Below are 15,887 nucleotides of genomic sequence, written 5' to 3'. Positions count from 1 at the left end.
ACTGGGCGTGCTGGCTTCAGGCCAGCGGCAACGCGCGCAGCTGGGCGGCCTTGTCGGTGCGCGGGGCTTGGTTCACATCGCTGGCGCGATATGCACTTCGCCCACGAACCGCTTCCGCCTTGTCCGCGCGGCGGTTTGAACTACTTCAAACCCGCTGCAGCGCGCAGCAGGGCAGCCTTGTCGGTGCGCTCCCAGGTGAACTCGGGTTCTTCGCGGCCGAAGTGGCCGTAGGCGGCGGTCTTGCTGTAGATGGGGCGCAGCAAATCCAGCATCTGGATGATGCCCTTGGGGCGCAGGTCGAAGTGTTCGGCCACCAGCCTGGAGATCTGGTCGTCAGGGATCACGCCTGTGCCTTCGGTGTACACGGTGATGTTCATGGGGCGGGCCACGCCGATGGCGTAGGCCACCTGCACCTGGCACTGGCGCGCCAGACCGGCGGCCACCACGTTCTTGGCCACGTAGCGCGCGGCGTAGGCGGCCGAGCGGTCCACCTTGGAGGGGTCCTTGCCCGAGAAGGCGCCGCCGCCGTGGGGGCAGGCACCACCGTAGGTGTCGACGATGATCTTGCGACCGGTCAGGCCGCAGTCACCCTGGGGGCCGCCGATGACAAAGCGGCCGGTGGGGTTGATCAGGTACTTGGTGTCCTGCAGCCATTCCTTGGGCAGCACGGGCTTGATGATTTCCTCGATGATGGCTTCGGTGAACGAGGCCTTCATCTTGGTGGCGGTCTCCGACTGGTCGGGGCTGTGCTGGGTGGACAGCACCACGGTGTCAATGCTGTGGGGCTTGCCGTCCACGTAACGCATGGTCACCTGGCTCTTGGCGTCGGGGCGCAGGAAGGGCAGGCGGCCATCCTTGCGCAGCTGGGCCTGGCGTTCCATCAGGCGGTGCGCGTAGTAGATGGGCGCGGGCATCAGCTCGGGCGTTTCGTCGCAGGCATAGCCGAACATCAGGCCCTGGTCGCCGGCACCGATGTTCAGTTCGTCGTCGCTGGCCTTGTCCACGCCCTGGGCGATGTCCTGGCTTTGCTTGTCGTAGGCGACGAGCACGGCGCAGCCCTTGTAGTCGATGCCGTAGTCGGTGTTGTCGTAGCCGATGCGCTTGATGGTGTCGCGCGCCACCTGGATGTAGTCCACGTTGGCGCCGGTGGTGATTTCACCGGCCAATACCACCAGACCGGTGTTGGTCAGCGTCTCGGCAGCCACGCGGCTGTGGGGGTCTTGGGTGAAAATTGCGTCCAGGATCGCATCGGAAATCTGGTCCGCCACCTTGTCTGGGTGGCCTTCAGAGACCGATTCCGAGGTGAAGAGAAAGTCGTTCGCCATTGAATAAACTCCTGTCTTGGCAATTGCGTTGCCTCGGCTGACAGAAGTCGGGCGAACGCTTTAGCAGTCTTTTTTTACGTCGCCCTGCAAGTTGCTCTGTTAACTCGGCGACAGCCGCACATTGTACATGTCAACGCTTTTTCGTTTCCTCTCTGTGGTGCCTTTGCCCCTGGTGCACGCACTGGGTGCGTGCCTGGGCTGGCTGGCCTGGGCTTGCTCGCCCACCTACCGGCGCCGTTTTGCCGCCAACAGCCAGCAGGCCGGCTACCGCTTCGCCCAGGTGCGGGCCGCGGTTGGCCATGCCGGGCGCATGGTGACGGAGCTGCCCCGGCTTTGGCTGCGCGACACAGCAGTCAACGCCGTGCATGGTGCCGAGGTGGTGGAGCAGGCCTGGGCGCGCGGCAAGGGCATCCTGTTCCTGACCCCGCACCTGGGCTGCTTCGAGCTGTCGGTGCAGGGCGCGGCGCGGCAATGGTCGGCGCAGCATGGGCCGATCACCATCCTCTACCGCCCCGCCAAGCAGGCCTGGCTGGCCGAGATGATGCTGACTGCGCGCAACCGCAGCGGCGTGCAGGCCGTGCCCACCACGCTGGCGGGCGTACGCCAGATGATCAAGGCGCTGCGCAAGGGCGCGGCCGTGGGCCTGCTGCCCGACCAGGTGCCCCCCAGCGGGCAGGGCCAGTGGGCGCCGTTTTTTGGCCAGGACGCCTACACCATGACGCTGGCGGCCCGGCTGGCGCTGCAGACCGGCGCCACCGTGGTGCTGGCGCGCTGCGAACGACTGCCGGCCGGCCGTGGCTACGAGCTGTTTTTCGAAGCCCTGCCCATGCCGCTGTCCGACCAACTGGAGCAGGCCGTGGTGCAGATCAACCAGGCCATGGAGCACACCATCCGCCAGTGCCCCACACAGTACCTGTGGGGGTATGGCCGCTACAAGCAGCCACGGCAGGAAGCGCCGGCGGCGGAATCTGCCACCGAAGGCGGTGCCGCATGAGCTGGAGTCGACTGGGCGTGGGCCTGATGCACGGGCTGGCCAAGCTGCCATTGCCGGTGTTGCGCGGTATCGGTTGGGTGCTGGGGCGCCTGTTGTTCATCCTGGCTGCGCCGCGCCGCAAGGTGGCATTGCGCAACCTGGCGCTGTGCTTTCCTGAAGCGACGCCAGCGCAGCGCAAGGCCTGGGCGCGCGAGAGTTTTGTGGTGTTCTGCCAGACCTTTCTGGACCGCAGCTGGCTGTGGTTCGGCTCCGAAGCGCTGGTGCGCCGGCGCGTCAAGCTGGTGGGGGCCACGTACGAGCTGGAGGGAGATACACCCACCATCGTGTTTGCCCCGCATTTCTACAGCATGGATGCCGGCGGGCTGGCCCTGCCGCTGAACACCGAGCGCGAATTCACTTCGATCTTTGCGACCAATCCCGATCCGGTGCTGGATGCCTGGTTCATGGCCGGGCGCCAGCGCTTCGGCAATGTGCGCATGTTGAACCGTGCCGACGGGGTCAAGCCCATCATTTCCACGCTGCGCAAGGGCGGCCTGCTGTACCTGCTGCCGGACATGGACTATGGCCGCAATGACTCGGTGTTCGTGCCCTTCTTCCAGGTGCCCGAAACCGCCACCATCCCCTCGCTGTCGCGCTTTGCCCGCCTGGGCAAGGCCAAGGTCGTGGCCTTGTACAACCGTATGACGCCCGAGGGCTATGTGGCCGAGCTGTCGCCGGCCTGGGAGCACTTCCCCACCGACGACCATGTGGCCGATACCGCGCGCATGAACCGCGAACTGGAGGCCGCCATCCGCACCATGGTGCCGCAGTACTACTGGGTGCACAAACGCTTCAAGACGCGGCCCGAGGGCCAGCCGTCCCTGTATCAGTAATCCAGAGGTAAATCGGCCTCTGACGCAGGCGTGGCAAGCGCAGGTAGCTCTCTTTTTAGAAGAGCTTCGTGCAGCAGCTGGTGCAGGCTGCGGATCACCCGCTCGGGGTGCTCATGCACCAGCCAGTGGCTGGCGCCGGGCACACGATCCACGGACAGCTGGGGCACCCACGCCTCCAGGCCGTCCAGCAACTCTGGCAGCAGTGCAGCATCGTCCATGCCCCACAGGATGTGGGTGGCCACCGGCGTGTGCAGCAGCGCATCGGGCAGCGGTTGCAGGTCGTCGCTGGCGCCGCGCGGTGGCACCAGCGGGCTGGCTGCATAGTAGCGGCAGGCGGCCGCCAGGCACTGCGGCCAGTGGGCCAGGTAGCGCGCCTGCCATTCCGGCGTGAGCCAGGCGGGCAGGTCCCCGGCGGGCGTGCGGAAAAAGTCCCACAGGCGCCGTGCCCCGTCCGCCAGCAACAGCGGTGCCGCATCGGGACGGCGCAGAAAATGCATGTACTGGCTGGCGGCCTGCTGGGCCGGGTTGTGCTGCAGCTCGCGCACAAAGGCCCCAGGGTGGGGGGCGTTGATGATCAGCAGCTGTTGCAGCAACTGGGGTTGCTGGATGGCCAGGTTCCAGGCCAGCGCGCCCCCCCAGTCGTGCGCCACCACACAGGCCGCCGGCTGCCCCGGACTTTCCAGGGCGATCAGCGCTGCCAGGTCCTGGACCAGCGCCTTGGGTTTGTAGGCCTCCACGGCCTCTGGCTGGCTGGAGCCGCCATAGCCGCGCAGGTTGGGCGCCAGGCAACGCCAGCGGTCGGCAAACGGTGCCATCACCCCTTCCCAGATGAAGGCGCCTTCCGGGAATCCGTGCAAAAACAGCAACAGGGGTTTGCCTGGGGTTCCGCAGGCCAGGCAGTCCAGCGTGATGCCGTGTGGCAGCTGGTGGCGGATGGGCTCAAGCATGGTGCCTCCTTGGTGGTGAAGCTGTCATGCTGGACCAAGGACGCGGGCGCGTCCATGCGTTATTGCGCGGGGGTGTCCGGCGTGGTGGGGGTGTCCGCGGGGGCGGCCGATTCCGGTGCGGCAGGGGCTGGCGTCGCGGGCTTCAGGCCGTCGGGATGGCACCAGTGCCACAGCAACTGGGCCACATCGTCCACGCCCTGCTTTTTCAGGGCCGAGAACATGCGCACCTCGCCGCCGCCGGCGTTGAGCTTGGTGATGGACAGGATCTTGGCCTGCTCGGAGCGGGTCAGCTTATCGGCCTTGGTCAGCAGCACCAGGAACTTCAGGCCCTGTTCCACGCGGGGGCGGATGGCGTCGAGCAGGGCTTCGTCCAGCTCCGTCAGGCCCAGTCGGGGATCGCACAGCAGCACCACGGCGCTCAGGCTTTCGCGCTGCATCAGGTAGTTCAGCATCACCCGCTGCCAGCGCTCCTTGTCCGAGCGCGATACTGCGGCATAGCCATAGCCGGGCAGGTCGGCCAGCACGGCGTCGGTGACGCCTTGCTTGCCCAGCGCAAACAAATTGATGTGCTGCGTGCGCCCGGGTTTCTTGGAGGCAAACGCCAGCTGTTTCTGCTGCGTCAGGGTATTGATGGACGTGGATTTGCCGGCGTTGGAGCGGCCGACAAACGCAATTTCGGGCACGTCCACCGGGGGCAGATGATGCAGCTGGGCTGCCGTGGTCAGAAAACGCGCCGTGTGCATCCAGCCCATGGCGAGCTTGGGGTCAATCGGAGCAGAAGTTTGACACGAAGCAAATTCGGAAGAGTTGGTCGTCATGGGGGTGTATCAAGCGTAAGGGCGTCATTGTAGAATCAGGCAGTTTTGCGCACATAACCAGACCCACAATATGAAGTTGCTCGCCTCTTTGCTGACGGCTGCCGCATTGGCAGCACCCGCTCTCCCGGCCTTCGCGGCGGGCGAAACACCGGCCAAGGCCGACCTGGTGAAAGGTCAAGCCAGCTATGAAGCTGTCTGCGCAGCTTGCCACGGTGCGGATGGCAATTCGACCATTGTCGTCAATCCCAAATTGGCACAACAGCATCCGGAGTATTTGCGCAAGCAGTTGCACGACTTCAAGAGCGACAAGCGCGCCGACCCCGTGATGAAGGGCTTCGCCAGCATGCTGTCCGACGAAGAGATGAACAACATCACCGCCTGGTTGGCCAAGCAGCCCGCCAAGACCGGCTTCGCCACGGACAAGGAACTGGTGGTGCTGGGCGAGCGCATCTACCGCGGTGGTGTGCCAGATCGCAAGATCGCCGCCTGCGTCAGCTGCCACAGCCCCAACGGCGCCGGCATTCCCGGCCAGTACCCCCGTCTGTCGGGCCAGCATGCCGACTACACGATCAAGCAGCTGAACACCTTCCGTGACGGCTCGCGCGCCAACAACCTGCAGATGAAGGATGTCGCTGCCAAGCTGAACGATCGCGAGATCAAGGCGGTGGCGGACTATATTGCAGGCTTGCGCTAAATCAAGCTTTCCGCAATAACACGCGGGAACTTACCGCCCATAACAAACCCCAACCAAGGCGGGTCCATCCAGAGTGTGATGGTCCCGCCTTTTGCTTTCGGGCCCAGTGTCTTCTCCCATGTCTGATCCTTCTTCCGGCCAGTCCTTTGAGCCCGAATCACCGCAGCGCCTGCGTGCCTTGCTGGAGCTTCTGGCGTCCATGCGGTTCGCCATCGCCCTGTTGACCATCATCTGCATCGCCTCGGTGATCGGCACGGTGCTCAAGCAGCACGAGCCCAGCGTCAACTATGTCAACCAGTTCGGCCCCTTCTGGGCCGAGCTGTTTCTGGCGCTCAAGCTGAATGCGGTCTACAGCGCCTGGTGGTTCCTGCTGATCCTGGCCTTCCTGGTGATCAGCACCAGCCTGTGCCTGCTGCGCCATACGCCCAAGTACCTGGCGGATTTGCGCAACTACAAGGAAAACATCCGCGAGCAAAGCCTCAAGGCCTTCCACCACAAGGCCGAGGCCGCCTTGGGCGAGGCCCCGCAGGCCGCAGCGCAGCGCATCGGCGGCATCCTGGCGCGCAGCGGCTGGAAAGTGAAGCTGCAGGAGCGCGAGACACCCGCCGGCAAGGGCTACATGCTGGCGGCCAAGGCGGGCGCGGCCAACAAGCTGGGCTACATCGCGGCCCATGCGGCGATCGTGCTGATCTGTATCGGCGGTTTGCTGGACGGCGACCTGATCGTGCGGGCCCAGATGTGGCTGGGCGGCAAGACGCCGTACACCGGGGGCGGCCGCATTTCCGATGTGCCGCCCGAGCACCGCTTGTCGCTGCGCAACCCGACTTTCCGCGGCAATCTGATGGTGGCCGAGGGCACGCAGGCGGGCACGGCCATCCTGAACCAGTCGGACGGCGTGCTGCTGCAGGAGCTGCCCTTCTCCGTGGAGCTGAAGAAATTCATCGTCGAGTACTACGACACCGGCATGCCCAAGCTGTTTGCCAGCGAGGTGGTGATCCACGACCGCGAAACCGGCGAGCAGCTGCCGCAGCGCATCGAGGTGAACCACCCGGCCAGCTACAAGGGCATCGAGATCTACCAGTCCAGCTTTGACGACGGGGGATCGCGCGTCAAGCTGCGCGCCGTGCCGTTTGCGCCCGGCAGCGAGGCGTTCGAGGTCGAGGGCCACATCGGCACCAGCACCCAGCTGATGCGCGCCGGCTCCCACCGCCCCGAGGATGTGCTGACCCTGGAGTTCACCGAGCTGCGCACCATCAATGTCGAGAACTTCACCGACAAGAAAGCCTCCAGTGCTGCCGTGGACGTGCGCAAGGTGGACCTGCGCAGCTCCATCGAAGCGCGGCTGGGCGGTGGTCACAAGACGGTGACCGACAAGGAGCTGCGCAACATCGGCCCCAGCATCGGCTACAAGCTGCGCGATGCCTCGGGCCAGGCCCGCGAGTACCAGAACTACATGAGCCCGGTGGACTTTGGCGACGGCGTGCCCATGTTCCTGCTGGGCGTGCGTGAGAACCCGTCCGAGAGCTTCCGTTACCTGCGCGTGCCGGCCGACGAGCAGGGCAGCATGCAGGGCTTCCTGCGCATGCGTGCGGCCCTGAACGATCCCGTGCTGCGCGAGGAGGCGGTGCGCCGCTACGCCGCCCAGGCAGTGCCCAAGGACCGCCCCGACCTGCGCGACGCGCTGGCCCAGTCGGCCCTGCGGGCCGTGAACCTGTTCGCCGGCAGCGGCACGCGCCTGGACAAGCCCGATGGCGGCCTGCAGGCGATTGCCCAGTTCATGGAAGCCAACGTGCCTGAGGCCGAGCGCGAGCGCGCCAGCGAGGTGCTGATCCGCATCCTGAATGGCGTGCTGTTCGACCTGGCCCAGCTCAGCCGCGAAAAGGCCGGCCTGCCGGTGATGCAGCCCAGCGATCAGACCCTGGCCTTCATGACGCAATCGGTGTTCTCGCTCAGCGATGCGCAATTCTTCCCGGCACCCATGGCCTTCATGCTGGAAGACTTCACCCAGGTGCAGGCCAGCGTGTTCCAGGTCGCGCGTGCGCCCGGCAAGAACATCGTCTACCTGGGCTGCCTGTTCCTGATCATCGGGGTGTTTGCCATGCTGTATGTGCGCGACCGGCGCCTGTGGGTCTGGATCAGCCCACAGGGCGAGGCGGCGCGTGCCACCATGGCCTTGTCATCGAATCGCAAGATCATGGACACTGACCGCGAATTCGAGAATTTGACCGAGAAGCTGCTGACAGCCCCGGCTGCAGCGCCATCCTCCACGGAGCGTTCTGTATGAGTCGTACTGCTACAGCCACCATCACCTTGAACGAAGGGTTTTTCGTTCGCCGCAACTGGTTCGACTGGTTGTTTGCCGTCCTGCTGGTCGCCGGTGGCCTGTTCGCCTTCCAGCATTACCACCTCGCGATGGATGTGTATGAAAAGGGCATCCTGATCGGCGCCGTCCCCGGCCTGATCTGGCTGGGCTGGTTCTGGCGGCCGCTGGCCAAGCTGATGCTGTCCGTGGCGGCCCTGTCGCTGCTGGCCATCTGGCTGTACCAGGGCCCCGATGGAGAGGCTCTGCTGGCGCGTTCGGACCAGGTGTTCGGCCTCAAGTACTTCCTGTCCAGTCAGTCCGCCATCCTGTGGATGAGCATGCTGTGCTTCATGGCCACGGTGTTCTACTGGATCAGCCTGTTTGCCAAGGGCGAGCGCGATGCGTTTGGCGCCATCGGCAGCCGCATCACCTGGGTGGCGGTCACGCTGGCCCTGGTCGGCACCATGGTGCGCTGGTTCGAGAGCCACCTGATCGGCCCCGGCATCGGCCACATCCCGGTCAGCAACCTGTACGAAGTGTTCGTCATGTTCATCTGGATGACGGCGCTGTTCTACCTGTACTACGAAACCCAGTACCAGACCCGGGCCCTGGGCAGCTTTGTGATGCTGGTGGTCAGCGCGGCCGTGGGCTTTTTGCTCTGGTACACCGTGGTGCGCGAGGCGCACGAGATCCAGCCCCTGGTGCCGGCGCTGCAAAGCTGGTGGATGAAGGTCCACGTGCCGGCCAACTTCATCGGCTACGGCACCTTCGCGATTGCCGCCATGGTGGCCTTTGCCTACCTGATCAAGCAGCAGGCCCAGGAAACCAAGTGGTACAAGCTGGCCCCGCTGTGGCTGCTGGGCGTGGCGCTGTGCTTCGAGCCGTTGGCCTTCCGCCAGAGCCAGGCCACGGGCAGCAGCTACTGGCTGGTGTACTTCGGTATTTCGGCCCTGATCGTGGCCGGCATCCTGATGGCACGCAAGACGATTGCCACCCGCCTGCCCAGCTTCGAAATCCTGGACGATGTGATGTACAAGTCCATCGCCGTGGGCTTTGCCTTCTTCACCATCGCCACGGTGCTGGGCGCGCTGTGGGCGGCCGAGGCCTGGGGCGGCTATTGGAGCTGGGACCCCAAGGAGACCTGGGCGCTGATCGTCTGGCTGAACTACGCCGCCTGGCTGCACATGCGCATGATGAAGGGCCTGCGCGGCACCGTGTCGGCCTGGTGGGCGCTGGTGGGTCTGGCCATCACCACCTTTGCCTTCCTCGGGGTGAACATGTTCCTGTCGGGCCTGCACAGTTACGGCGAGCTGTGAGCTTGAACGTACTCAAAAAAAAGGAGCGCCTGGGCGCTCCTTTTTTTATAAGTTCACGTCAGGGGCGGCGCTGCCCCAGGGCCTCTTTGATCTTCTGGTCGGTCTTGTACTGGCTCAGCGCGTACACGGCCCAGATGGCGGCCGGCACCCAGCCGATCAGGGTGATCTGCAGGATCAGGCAGAGCACCCCGGCAAAAGGGCGGCCGATGGTGAAGAACACGGAAAAAGGCAGAAGCAGGGCAAGCAGCAGTCGCATGGGTGGGAAGCGCAAGGCGCAGACAACAAAGGGAGAGGCTGGGCGCGGCCCGGCTTCACCGGGCTGCGTCGTCCCAGTCTAACCCGACGCGTGCGGCCTGCATGCAGGCGTACAACTGGGTGCCGCCGTGGTTGGCACCGGGCCAGACCTGGAAGTGGCTGCGCACGCGCGGCAGCCGCTCCAGCGCCTGCGACAGATCGGCCGCAGTGGCCAGGCCGTGCTGCTGCGCCCGCGCCTGGGCCTGGCGTGCGGAGGCCTCACGTTCCGGGTTGGGCGCGCGGCCGGGGTCGCGCCGGCCGGCCAGCTCTTCGCCGCCCTGGCTGAGGTAGACCTGCAGCTCACTAGGCAGGGCGCTGGCCCCCGCCTGTTGGCGGCGCAGGAACTGCGCGGCCTCCTCCAGCACGGTGCCGTTGCCCCACCACAGCGATGGGCTGGCGGCCACATAGCGCTGGAACAGGGCGGTGCGCGTGAACAGCGCATGCAGGGTGAACAGCCCGCCGTAGGAATGGCCCACCAGCGTCTGCCGCTGGGGGTGCAGCGGCCACGCGGCCCGCAGGCGCGGCTGCAGCTGCTGCGCCATCCAGTCCAGCAACTGGTCGGCCCCGCCCTGCGCGCGCCCCTGGCTGTCGGGGGCCACGCCGTCGTAGGGCAGGGTGTAGTCATAGGTGCGGGCCGCGCGGTCGTGCACCTCGGCGCTGCCGGGGGGCAGCGCATGGCCCAGGCCCACCACGAGGGCGCCCGGGCCCCGCAGCTCGGGGCCGCGCGCGCCGCGGTTGTGCACCAGCTGGGCCAGCAGCGGGAACATCAGATTGCCGTCCAGCACATAGACCACCGGCCAGCCCGCCGCCGGCGCGGGGCCCTGGGGCACGTAGACCATCACCCGGTGCTGGCGCGGCGTGGGGCTGCCGGGCAGGGCCGGCGCGGGCAAGTCCATGTACCGAAACCCGGGCATGTGCCAGGGCTGGCCCCAGGCCGCTGCATCACCCGCAGTGGGTACGGGGATGGCCGGTGTGGTGCAGCCCACCAGGCCCAGGCTGGGCACGGCGAGGGCGCTGGCCAGCCACTGGCGGCGGGCGGTGTCGGGCGATGAAGGGGGGGAGCAGGCAGGCATGGCAACGCAATCGGGCAAGGGGACACAGCGACCGAGTGTAAATGAGATTGATTCTCAAAATATGCGGTGCGGGGACGATGGCCCGTGCCGGCCCGCGGGCGCCTGCAGGCATACTGGCAGGCTTGTGATGAAGGAGATTTCACCGATGACCACGTTCACCCTGAGCAGCCCCGACATTCCCACCGGCGGCACGATTGCGCCCGCGTTCGAGTCCGACATGTTCGGCTGCGGCGGCAGCAACCAGTCCCCCGTGCTGCAGTGGAGCGGCGCCCCCGCCGGCACGCAGAGCTTTGCCGTGACGGTGTACGACCCTGATGCGCCCACGGGCTCGGGCTGGTGGCACTGGATGGTGGTGGACCTGCCCGCCAGCGTCACCGCGCTGCCCGCCAATGCCGGCGAGAAAGGCGGTGCCAACCTGCCCGCCGGCGCGCGCCAGATGCGCAACGACTACGGCCTCTGGGCCTGGGGCGGCATGTGCCCACCGCCCGGCGACAAGCCGCACCGCTACATCTTCACGGTGCACGCGCTGTCCGTGGCTAAGCTGGACATGCCGGACGACGCCACCACGGCCATCGGCGGCTTCATGATCCACGCCCACACGCTGGCCACGGCCTCGTTCACCGCGACCTACGGCCGCCCGGCCTGAGGGTGGCCGCGTCCGCCCGTCTGCCTTGCAGGAGCGGGTGCTGGCGGCGGTAAAAAAAACATAGCTGCTTGCGCAGGTAATGCAAGGTTTTCAGGTGATAAAAAACCTGAAAACCAGCAAAATTCAGCGCAGGCAGCTATTTTTTTGTATGTACCCGGGTGCCGCTCAGCTGGCGCTGAAGCCCAGGAACTGGCGCAGCTCGGGCGTTTGCGGGGCGCCGAACAAGGTCTCGGGCGCGCCCACTTCGTGCACCTTGCCCTGGTGCATGAAGACCACCTTGTCGCTGACCTTGCGCGCAAAGCTCATCTCGTGCGTCACCATGATCAGGGTCATGCCCTGCTCGGCCAGGCTTTCCACCACGCTCAGCACCTCGCCCACCAGCTCCGGGTCCAGGGCCGAGGTGACTTCGTCGCACAGCAGGATCTCGGGGTCCATGGCCAGGGCACGGGCAATCGCCACGCGCTGCTGCTGGCCACCCGAGAGCTGGTCGGGCATGGCGTCGAACTTCTCGGCCAGGCCCACGCGCTCCAGCAGGCGCTGGGCGTTGGCGCGGACCACGTCCTGCGGCTGGCGCATGACCAGCGAGGGCGCCAGCATCACGTTGCGCCCCACGCTCAGGTGCGGGAACAGGTTGAAGCTCTGGAAGATCATGCCCACGTTCTTGCACAGCTCGCGCAGGGCTTGGGGCTGGTCGGCCTGCAGGGGCTGGCCGTGCACGGTCAGCTGGCCTTCCTGAAAGCTTTCCAGACCGTTGATGCAGCGCAGCAGCGTGCTCTTGCCCGAGCCGCTCTTGCCGATGATGGAGACCACCTCGCCGCGGTCGATGTGCAGGTCCACGCCCTTGAGCACTTCGTTGCTGCCATAGCGCTTGCGCAGGCCGCGGATGTCGACCAGGGGGACGGTGGTGGGGGTGGTGGCGGAGGTCATAAGCAGTTTCGTATCAGTTGTTCATGGAGATCGCACCGCATGGAACTGGCGCGGCCAAGGTCAGAGACAGCCAGCAAGGGCCGCCCCGCGGAGCAGGCTTTGTCCCCCTTCCAAGGGGACAAAGCGCAGCCGCACAGGCGGTCATGCTTTCGGGCGCAGGCGGCGCTCCAGGCGCTGGCTCCACAGCGACAGGGGGAAGCACAGCGCAAAGTACAGGCCGGCCACGCAGCCGTAGACCAGGAAGGGCTCGAAGGTGGCGTTGGCGATCAGCTGGCCGGCCTTGGTGATCTCGATGAAGCCGATCACGCTGGTCAGCGCCGTGCCCTTGATGATCTGCACCATGAAGCCCGCCGTGGGGGCGATCCCCAGGCGCAGGGCCTGGGGCAGGATGACGTGGCGCAGCTGCTCGGTGAAGCCCAACGCCAGGCTGGCCGAGGCCTCCCACTGGCCCTTGGGCACGGACTCGACGCAGCCGCGCCAGATGTCGCACAGGTAGGCGGCCGCGTACAGGCTCAGGCACACGCAGGCCGCCAGCATGGGCGAGGTGTCGATGCCCAGCAGCGCCAGGCCGAAGTAGGTCAGGAAGATCTGCATCAGCAGCGGCGTGCCCTGGAAGATCTGCACATAGGCGGCGACCAGGCGCACGGCGCCGGGCCACTGGGACAGGCGCAGCACCAGCAGGCCCAGGCCCAGCAGGCCGCCGCAGACAAAGGCAATGACGGACAGGGACACGGTCCAGCGCAGCGCCAGCAGCAGTTGGTAGGCAATGTCCCAGAAAGTGAATTCAACCATGGTGTTTCCTTGCGGTCAGGCGCGGCGCTGGCCAAAGACGAAGCGGGGACCCAGCCAGTTCAGCGTCTGGCGCAGCAGCACGGCCAGCAGCAGGTAGCTGAGGGTGACCACGATGTAGCTTTCAAAGCTGCGGAAGGTGCGGCTGGAGATCAGGTTGGCGGCGTAGGAGATTTCTTCGGTCGAGATCTGGCTGCACACGGCCGAGCCCAGCATCACGATGATCATCTGCCCCGTCAGCGCCGGCCAGACGCGGCCCAGCGAGGGCGGCAGCACCACACGGATGAAGATCTGCCAGCGGTTCAGCGCCAGGCACTGCGCGGCCTCGATCTGGCCGCGCGGCGTGGCCTCGATGCCGGCGCGCACCTGCTCGCAGGCATAGGCGCCCAGGTTCAGCGTCATCGCCAGAATGCTGGCCGTCTCGGGCGACATGCGCAGGCCCAGCGAGGGCAGGCCGAAGAACAGGAAGAACAGCTGGATGATGAAGGGCGTGTTGCGAAACACTTCCACATAGCTGGCCACCACGGTGCGCAGCAGGGGGCCGCCATGCAGGCGCGCCCAGGCACAGGCCACGCCCAGCAGCATGCCCAGCGGCAGGGCGATGCCGGTGAGCACGACGGTCAGCACCAGCCCCTTCAGCAGCATGGGCCAGTTGGCCAGCACGGGCAAGAAATCCATTTCCATGGGGACAGTCCAAATTCAGGAGAAAGCAAAAAACCGCTGCCTGCCTGTGTCACCCGTGGCAGGGCCGTGAAACAGGCGAGGGCCAGACCAGGGCAGCCGAGCCAGGGCCGCCCCGCAGCGAGGGCTGCGTCCCCCTGCCCGCAACGCGCAGCGGTGCGAGAGTGGGGGTAAGGCAGGCAGCGCCACAGGGGGGTGTGGCAAGATCAATCCGGCAGGTTGCCCATGTCGCGGCCCAGCCACTTTTGCGAGTAGCTGTTCAGCGTGCCGTCCTTCTTGGCGGTGCGCAGGATCTCGTTGACCTTGTTCAGCAGGGCGGTCTCGCCCTTGCGCACGCCCACGTAGTTGGGCGAGTCCTTGATCAGCAGCTTGTATTCGGCCTGCACCTTGGGGTTCTTTTGCAGCGCGGCGGCGGCCACGGCGGCGCCCACGGCCACGAACTGGGTCTGCTGCGACATGAAGGCCGCCATGGTGGCGTTGTCGTCCTCGAAGCGCTGGATCTTCAGGCTCTTGGGCGCCAGCTGCACCAGGGCGTCGTCCTGGATGGTGCCGCGCGTCACGGCCAGGGTCTTGTCGGCCAGGTCGTCGAAGCTCTTGAGGGCGATGTTCTTGGGGCCGAAGACGGCCTGGAAGAAGGGTGCGTACGAGGTGGTGAAGTCAATGACCTTCTCGCGCTCGGCGTTCTTGCCTAGCGAGGACACGATCAGGTCCACCTTCTTGGACTGCAGGTAGGGGATGCGGTTGGGCGTGCTGACCGGCACCAGCTCGGCCTTCACGCCCAGCTTGTCGGCGATCAGCTGGGCCGTGGCCACGTCCACGCCCGTGGGCTTGAAGTCCGGGCCCATGAAGCCATAGGGTGGGTAGTCGGTGGGAATGCCCAGGGCAATGGACTTCTTGTCCAGCACGCGCTGGAGCGAAGTGTCTTCCTGCGCCCAGGCGCCGCAGGACAGGCCCAGGGTGGTGGCCGCGATGGCGGCAGCGGTGAAAGCACGGCGATGCAGAGACATGAGTCGGATCTCCCAGGATCAGAGTGAAAGGGTGACCGAGGCTTTGCATATTGCGTGCCAGGCTGTGAAACAAATATTTCTGTATACAAATTGGCGCAGGGCCTGCGTTGCATTGCTGCGGTGGCCCTGGGGCCGGCAGTGCAGGCCATCGCTCCTTGGCAGATAGGCACTTTTTTTGCGTAATGGAGGCCGTAGGGATGAAACATGGGTGCCAAAGTTTCTTAGTTCTGGCGCTTTTGTTTCTGTTTGGTGAGGCGCTGCACGCTTTTGGATGGCGCGCCCCAAGATGGATATGGAGACCCCCGATGCCCGATGTTTTGACCGCGTCTGCACTGGAAGCGCGCATTCGCCACTGTTACGAACAGCTGACCGAGGCCGAGCGCAAGCTGGCCGATGTGGTGCTGCTGCGCCAGCGCGAGCTGCTGGGCTATTCCGCCACCGAGCTGGCGAACCTGGCCGGCATTTCCAAGTCCACGGCGGCGCGTTTCTTTCGCAGCCTGGGCTATGAGGACTTCGGCGCGTTCCGCCAGGCCGTGCGCGAGCTGCAGGCCCAGCAGTCGCCACTGGCGCGCATGGAGCCCTCACGGCGCAGGGACAGCCTGGCCGTGCAGTTCCAGGGCCATCTGCGCAACGACGCGCTGCGCCTGCAGCAGTGGGCCGAGGCCCTGCCCGACAACCACCTGGAAGCCGCGCTGGCCTTGCTGCACAAGGCGCGCAAGGTCTGGGTCGTGGGCTACCGCCACAGCCATGTGACCGCCTTCTACGCCCAGGCCCTGCTGGCCCAGGTGCGCGGCGAGGTGTTCAGCCTCAACGATGTGGCCGGGCGCGAAGCCGACCTGCTGGCCTGCGCCAGCGACCGCGACGTGGTGCTGGCCGTGGACTTCCGCCGCCGCAGCACGCGCCTGCGGCACACGCTGGCGGCCGCGCGCAGCAGCGGCGCCCAGGTGCTGGTGCTGACCGATGCGCCGGTCTCGGCCCTGGCCATGCAATCCCAGGTGGTGCTGCGCTGCGGCGCGGAGCACCAGCAAGGCCTGTTCGACTCTTATGTCTGCGCCGTCAGCGTGGTGAATTTCCTGGCGGCCTCGCTGGCCCAGATGCAGCGCACCCCCACCCACGCCCGCCTGCAGCGCATCGAGCGCCTGCACGTGGCCCTCGATGACCTGGAGCCCCAGATGTGAGGGGCACGTCCCCGCACCCCCCGT

16 protein-coding genes are annotated in these 15,887 nt (G+C 66.1%); 7 read left to right on the top strand and 9 right to left on the bottom strand.

Annotation, left to right across the window (positions count from 1 at the left end):
- Positions 1 to 140: 140 nt before the first annotated feature.
- Entirely contained in the window at positions 141 to 1,325 is a 1,185-nt protein-coding gene (metK, locus tag KAQ61_RS14065; protein WP_210929583.1) for a methionine adenosyltransferase, read from the bottom strand.
- 127 nt (positions 1,326 to 1,452) lie between these two features.
- On the opposite strand from metK, the gene KAQ61_RS14060 reads away from it, so the two are divergent.
- Both KAQ61_RS14060 and KAQ61_RS14055 read left to right on the top strand, forming a co-directional pair.
- Positions 1,453 to 2,319 (top strand): lysophospholipid acyltransferase family protein, encoded by an 867-nt coding sequence (locus KAQ61_RS14060; protein WP_210929582.1) that lies wholly within the window; start codon positions 1,453 to 1,455, stop codon positions 2,317 to 2,319.
- Positions 2,316 to 3,191 carry a lysophospholipid acyltransferase family protein gene (locus tag KAQ61_RS14055; protein ID WP_210929581.1) on the top strand — a complete coding sequence of 292 codons (876 nt, stop codon included), beginning with the start codon at positions 2,316 to 2,318 and terminating at the stop codon, positions 3,189 to 3,191. The genes KAQ61_RS14060 and KAQ61_RS14055 overlap by 4 nt, the downstream gene beginning before the upstream one ends.
- Here KAQ61_RS14055 and KAQ61_RS14050 read toward each other — a convergent pair.
- Both KAQ61_RS14050 and yihA read right to left on the bottom strand, forming a co-directional pair.
- On the bottom strand, positions 3,185 to 4,138 hold the full coding sequence (locus tag KAQ61_RS14050; RefSeq protein ID WP_210929580.1) for an alpha/beta fold hydrolase: 954 nt from the start codon (positions 4,136 to 4,138) through the stop codon (positions 3,185 to 3,187). The two genes, KAQ61_RS14055 and KAQ61_RS14050, sit on opposite strands and share 7 nt — an antisense overlap.
- Positions 4,139 to 4,197: 59 nt before the next feature.
- Positions 4,198 to 4,956: a ribosome biogenesis GTP-binding protein YihA/YsxC gene (gene yihA, locus KAQ61_RS14045; protein ID WP_210929579.1), complete on the bottom strand. Its 759-nt coding sequence runs from the start codon at positions 4,954 to 4,956 to the stop codon at positions 4,198 to 4,200.
- A gap of 70 nt (positions 4,957 to 5,026) precedes the next feature.
- On the opposite strand from yihA, the gene KAQ61_RS14040 reads away from it, so the two are divergent.
- The 3 genes from KAQ61_RS14040 to ccsB all read left to right on the top strand — a co-directional run bounded on the left by KAQ61_RS14040 (position 5,027) and on the right by ccsB (position 9,268).
- Positions 5,027 to 5,650 carry a c-type cytochrome gene (locus tag KAQ61_RS14040; protein WP_042414687.1) on the top strand — a complete coding sequence of 208 codons (624 nt, stop codon included), beginning with the start codon at positions 5,027 to 5,029 and terminating at the stop codon, positions 5,648 to 5,650.
- Positions 5,651 to 5,768: 118 nt separating this feature from the next.
- Positions 5,769 to 7,934 (top strand): cytochrome c biogenesis protein ResB, encoded by a 2,166-nt coding sequence (locus tag KAQ61_RS14035; RefSeq protein WP_051519487.1) that lies wholly within the window; start codon positions 5,769 to 5,771, stop codon positions 7,932 to 7,934.
- Positions 7,931 to 9,268 carry a c-type cytochrome biogenesis protein CcsB gene (ccsB, locus tag KAQ61_RS14030; RefSeq protein WP_210929578.1) on the top strand — a complete coding sequence of 446 codons (1,338 nt, stop codon included), beginning with the start codon at positions 7,931 to 7,933 and terminating at the stop codon, positions 9,266 to 9,268. Before KAQ61_RS14035 ends, ccsB begins: the two co-directional genes overlap by 4 nt.
- Before the next feature lie 58 nt (positions 9,269 to 9,326).
- Here the strand turns inward: ccsB and KAQ61_RS14025 are convergent, their stop codons facing one another.
- Positions 9,327 to 9,524, bottom strand: a complete 198-nt coding sequence (locus KAQ61_RS14025) for a YqaE/Pmp3 family membrane protein (RefSeq protein ID WP_042414682.1) — start codon at positions 9,522 to 9,524, stop codon at positions 9,327 to 9,329.
- Positions 9,525 to 9,579: 55 nt separating this feature from the next.
- Entirely contained in the window at positions 9,580 to 10,635 is a 1,056-nt protein-coding gene (locus KAQ61_RS14020; RefSeq protein ID WP_210929577.1) for an alpha/beta hydrolase, read from the bottom strand.
- A 145-nt stretch (positions 10,636 to 10,780) separates the two neighbouring features.
- On the opposite strand from KAQ61_RS14020, the gene KAQ61_RS14015 reads away from it, so the two are divergent.
- Positions 10,781 to 11,281: a YbhB/YbcL family Raf kinase inhibitor-like protein gene (locus KAQ61_RS14015; protein ID WP_210929576.1), complete on the top strand. Its 501-nt coding sequence runs from the start codon at positions 10,781 to 10,783 to the stop codon at positions 11,279 to 11,281.
- 165 nt (positions 11,282 to 11,446) lie between these two features.
- Here the strand turns inward: KAQ61_RS14015 and KAQ61_RS14010 are convergent, their stop codons facing one another.
- From KAQ61_RS14010 to KAQ61_RS13995, 4 genes are all read right to left on the bottom strand, one after another.
- The gene (locus tag KAQ61_RS14010) at positions 11,447 to 12,208 is read right to left on the bottom strand and encodes an amino acid ABC transporter ATP-binding protein (protein ID WP_210929575.1); all 762 of its coding nucleotides are present in this window, start codon (positions 12,206 to 12,208) and stop codon (positions 11,447 to 11,449) included.
- A 141-nt stretch (positions 12,209 to 12,349) separates the two neighbouring features.
- The gene (locus KAQ61_RS14005) at positions 12,350 to 13,000 is read right to left on the bottom strand and encodes an amino acid ABC transporter permease (protein ID WP_210929574.1); all 651 of its coding nucleotides are present in this window, start codon (positions 12,998 to 13,000) and stop codon (positions 12,350 to 12,352) included.
- Between the two features lie 15 nt (positions 13,001 to 13,015).
- Positions 13,016 to 13,681, bottom strand: a complete 666-nt coding sequence (locus KAQ61_RS14000; protein WP_210929573.1) for an amino acid ABC transporter permease — start codon at positions 13,679 to 13,681, stop codon at positions 13,016 to 13,018.
- Positions 13,682 to 13,884: 203 nt separating this feature from the next.
- Positions 13,885 to 14,685, bottom strand: a complete 801-nt coding sequence (locus tag KAQ61_RS13995) for a transporter substrate-binding domain-containing protein (protein ID WP_210929572.1) — start codon at positions 14,683 to 14,685, stop codon at positions 13,885 to 13,887.
- Positions 14,686 to 14,990: 305 nt separating this feature from the next.
- Between KAQ61_RS13995 and KAQ61_RS13990 the strand changes: the two genes are divergently transcribed.
- Positions 14,991 to 15,863: a MurR/RpiR family transcriptional regulator gene (locus KAQ61_RS13990; protein WP_042414666.1), complete on the top strand. Its 873-nt coding sequence runs from the start codon at positions 14,991 to 14,993 to the stop codon at positions 15,861 to 15,863.
- The last annotated feature ends 24 nt before the right edge of the window (positions 15,864 to 15,887 follow it).

Source organism: Comamonas aquatica (genome assembly GCF_018064205.1).
GTDB classification, from domain to species: domain Bacteria; phylum Pseudomonadota; class Gammaproteobacteria; order Burkholderiales; family Burkholderiaceae_C; genus Comamonas; species Comamonas aquatica.
Note: the sequence above shows the minus strand (reverse complement) of the source record. Positions and strands in the feature narration are given on the sequence as shown.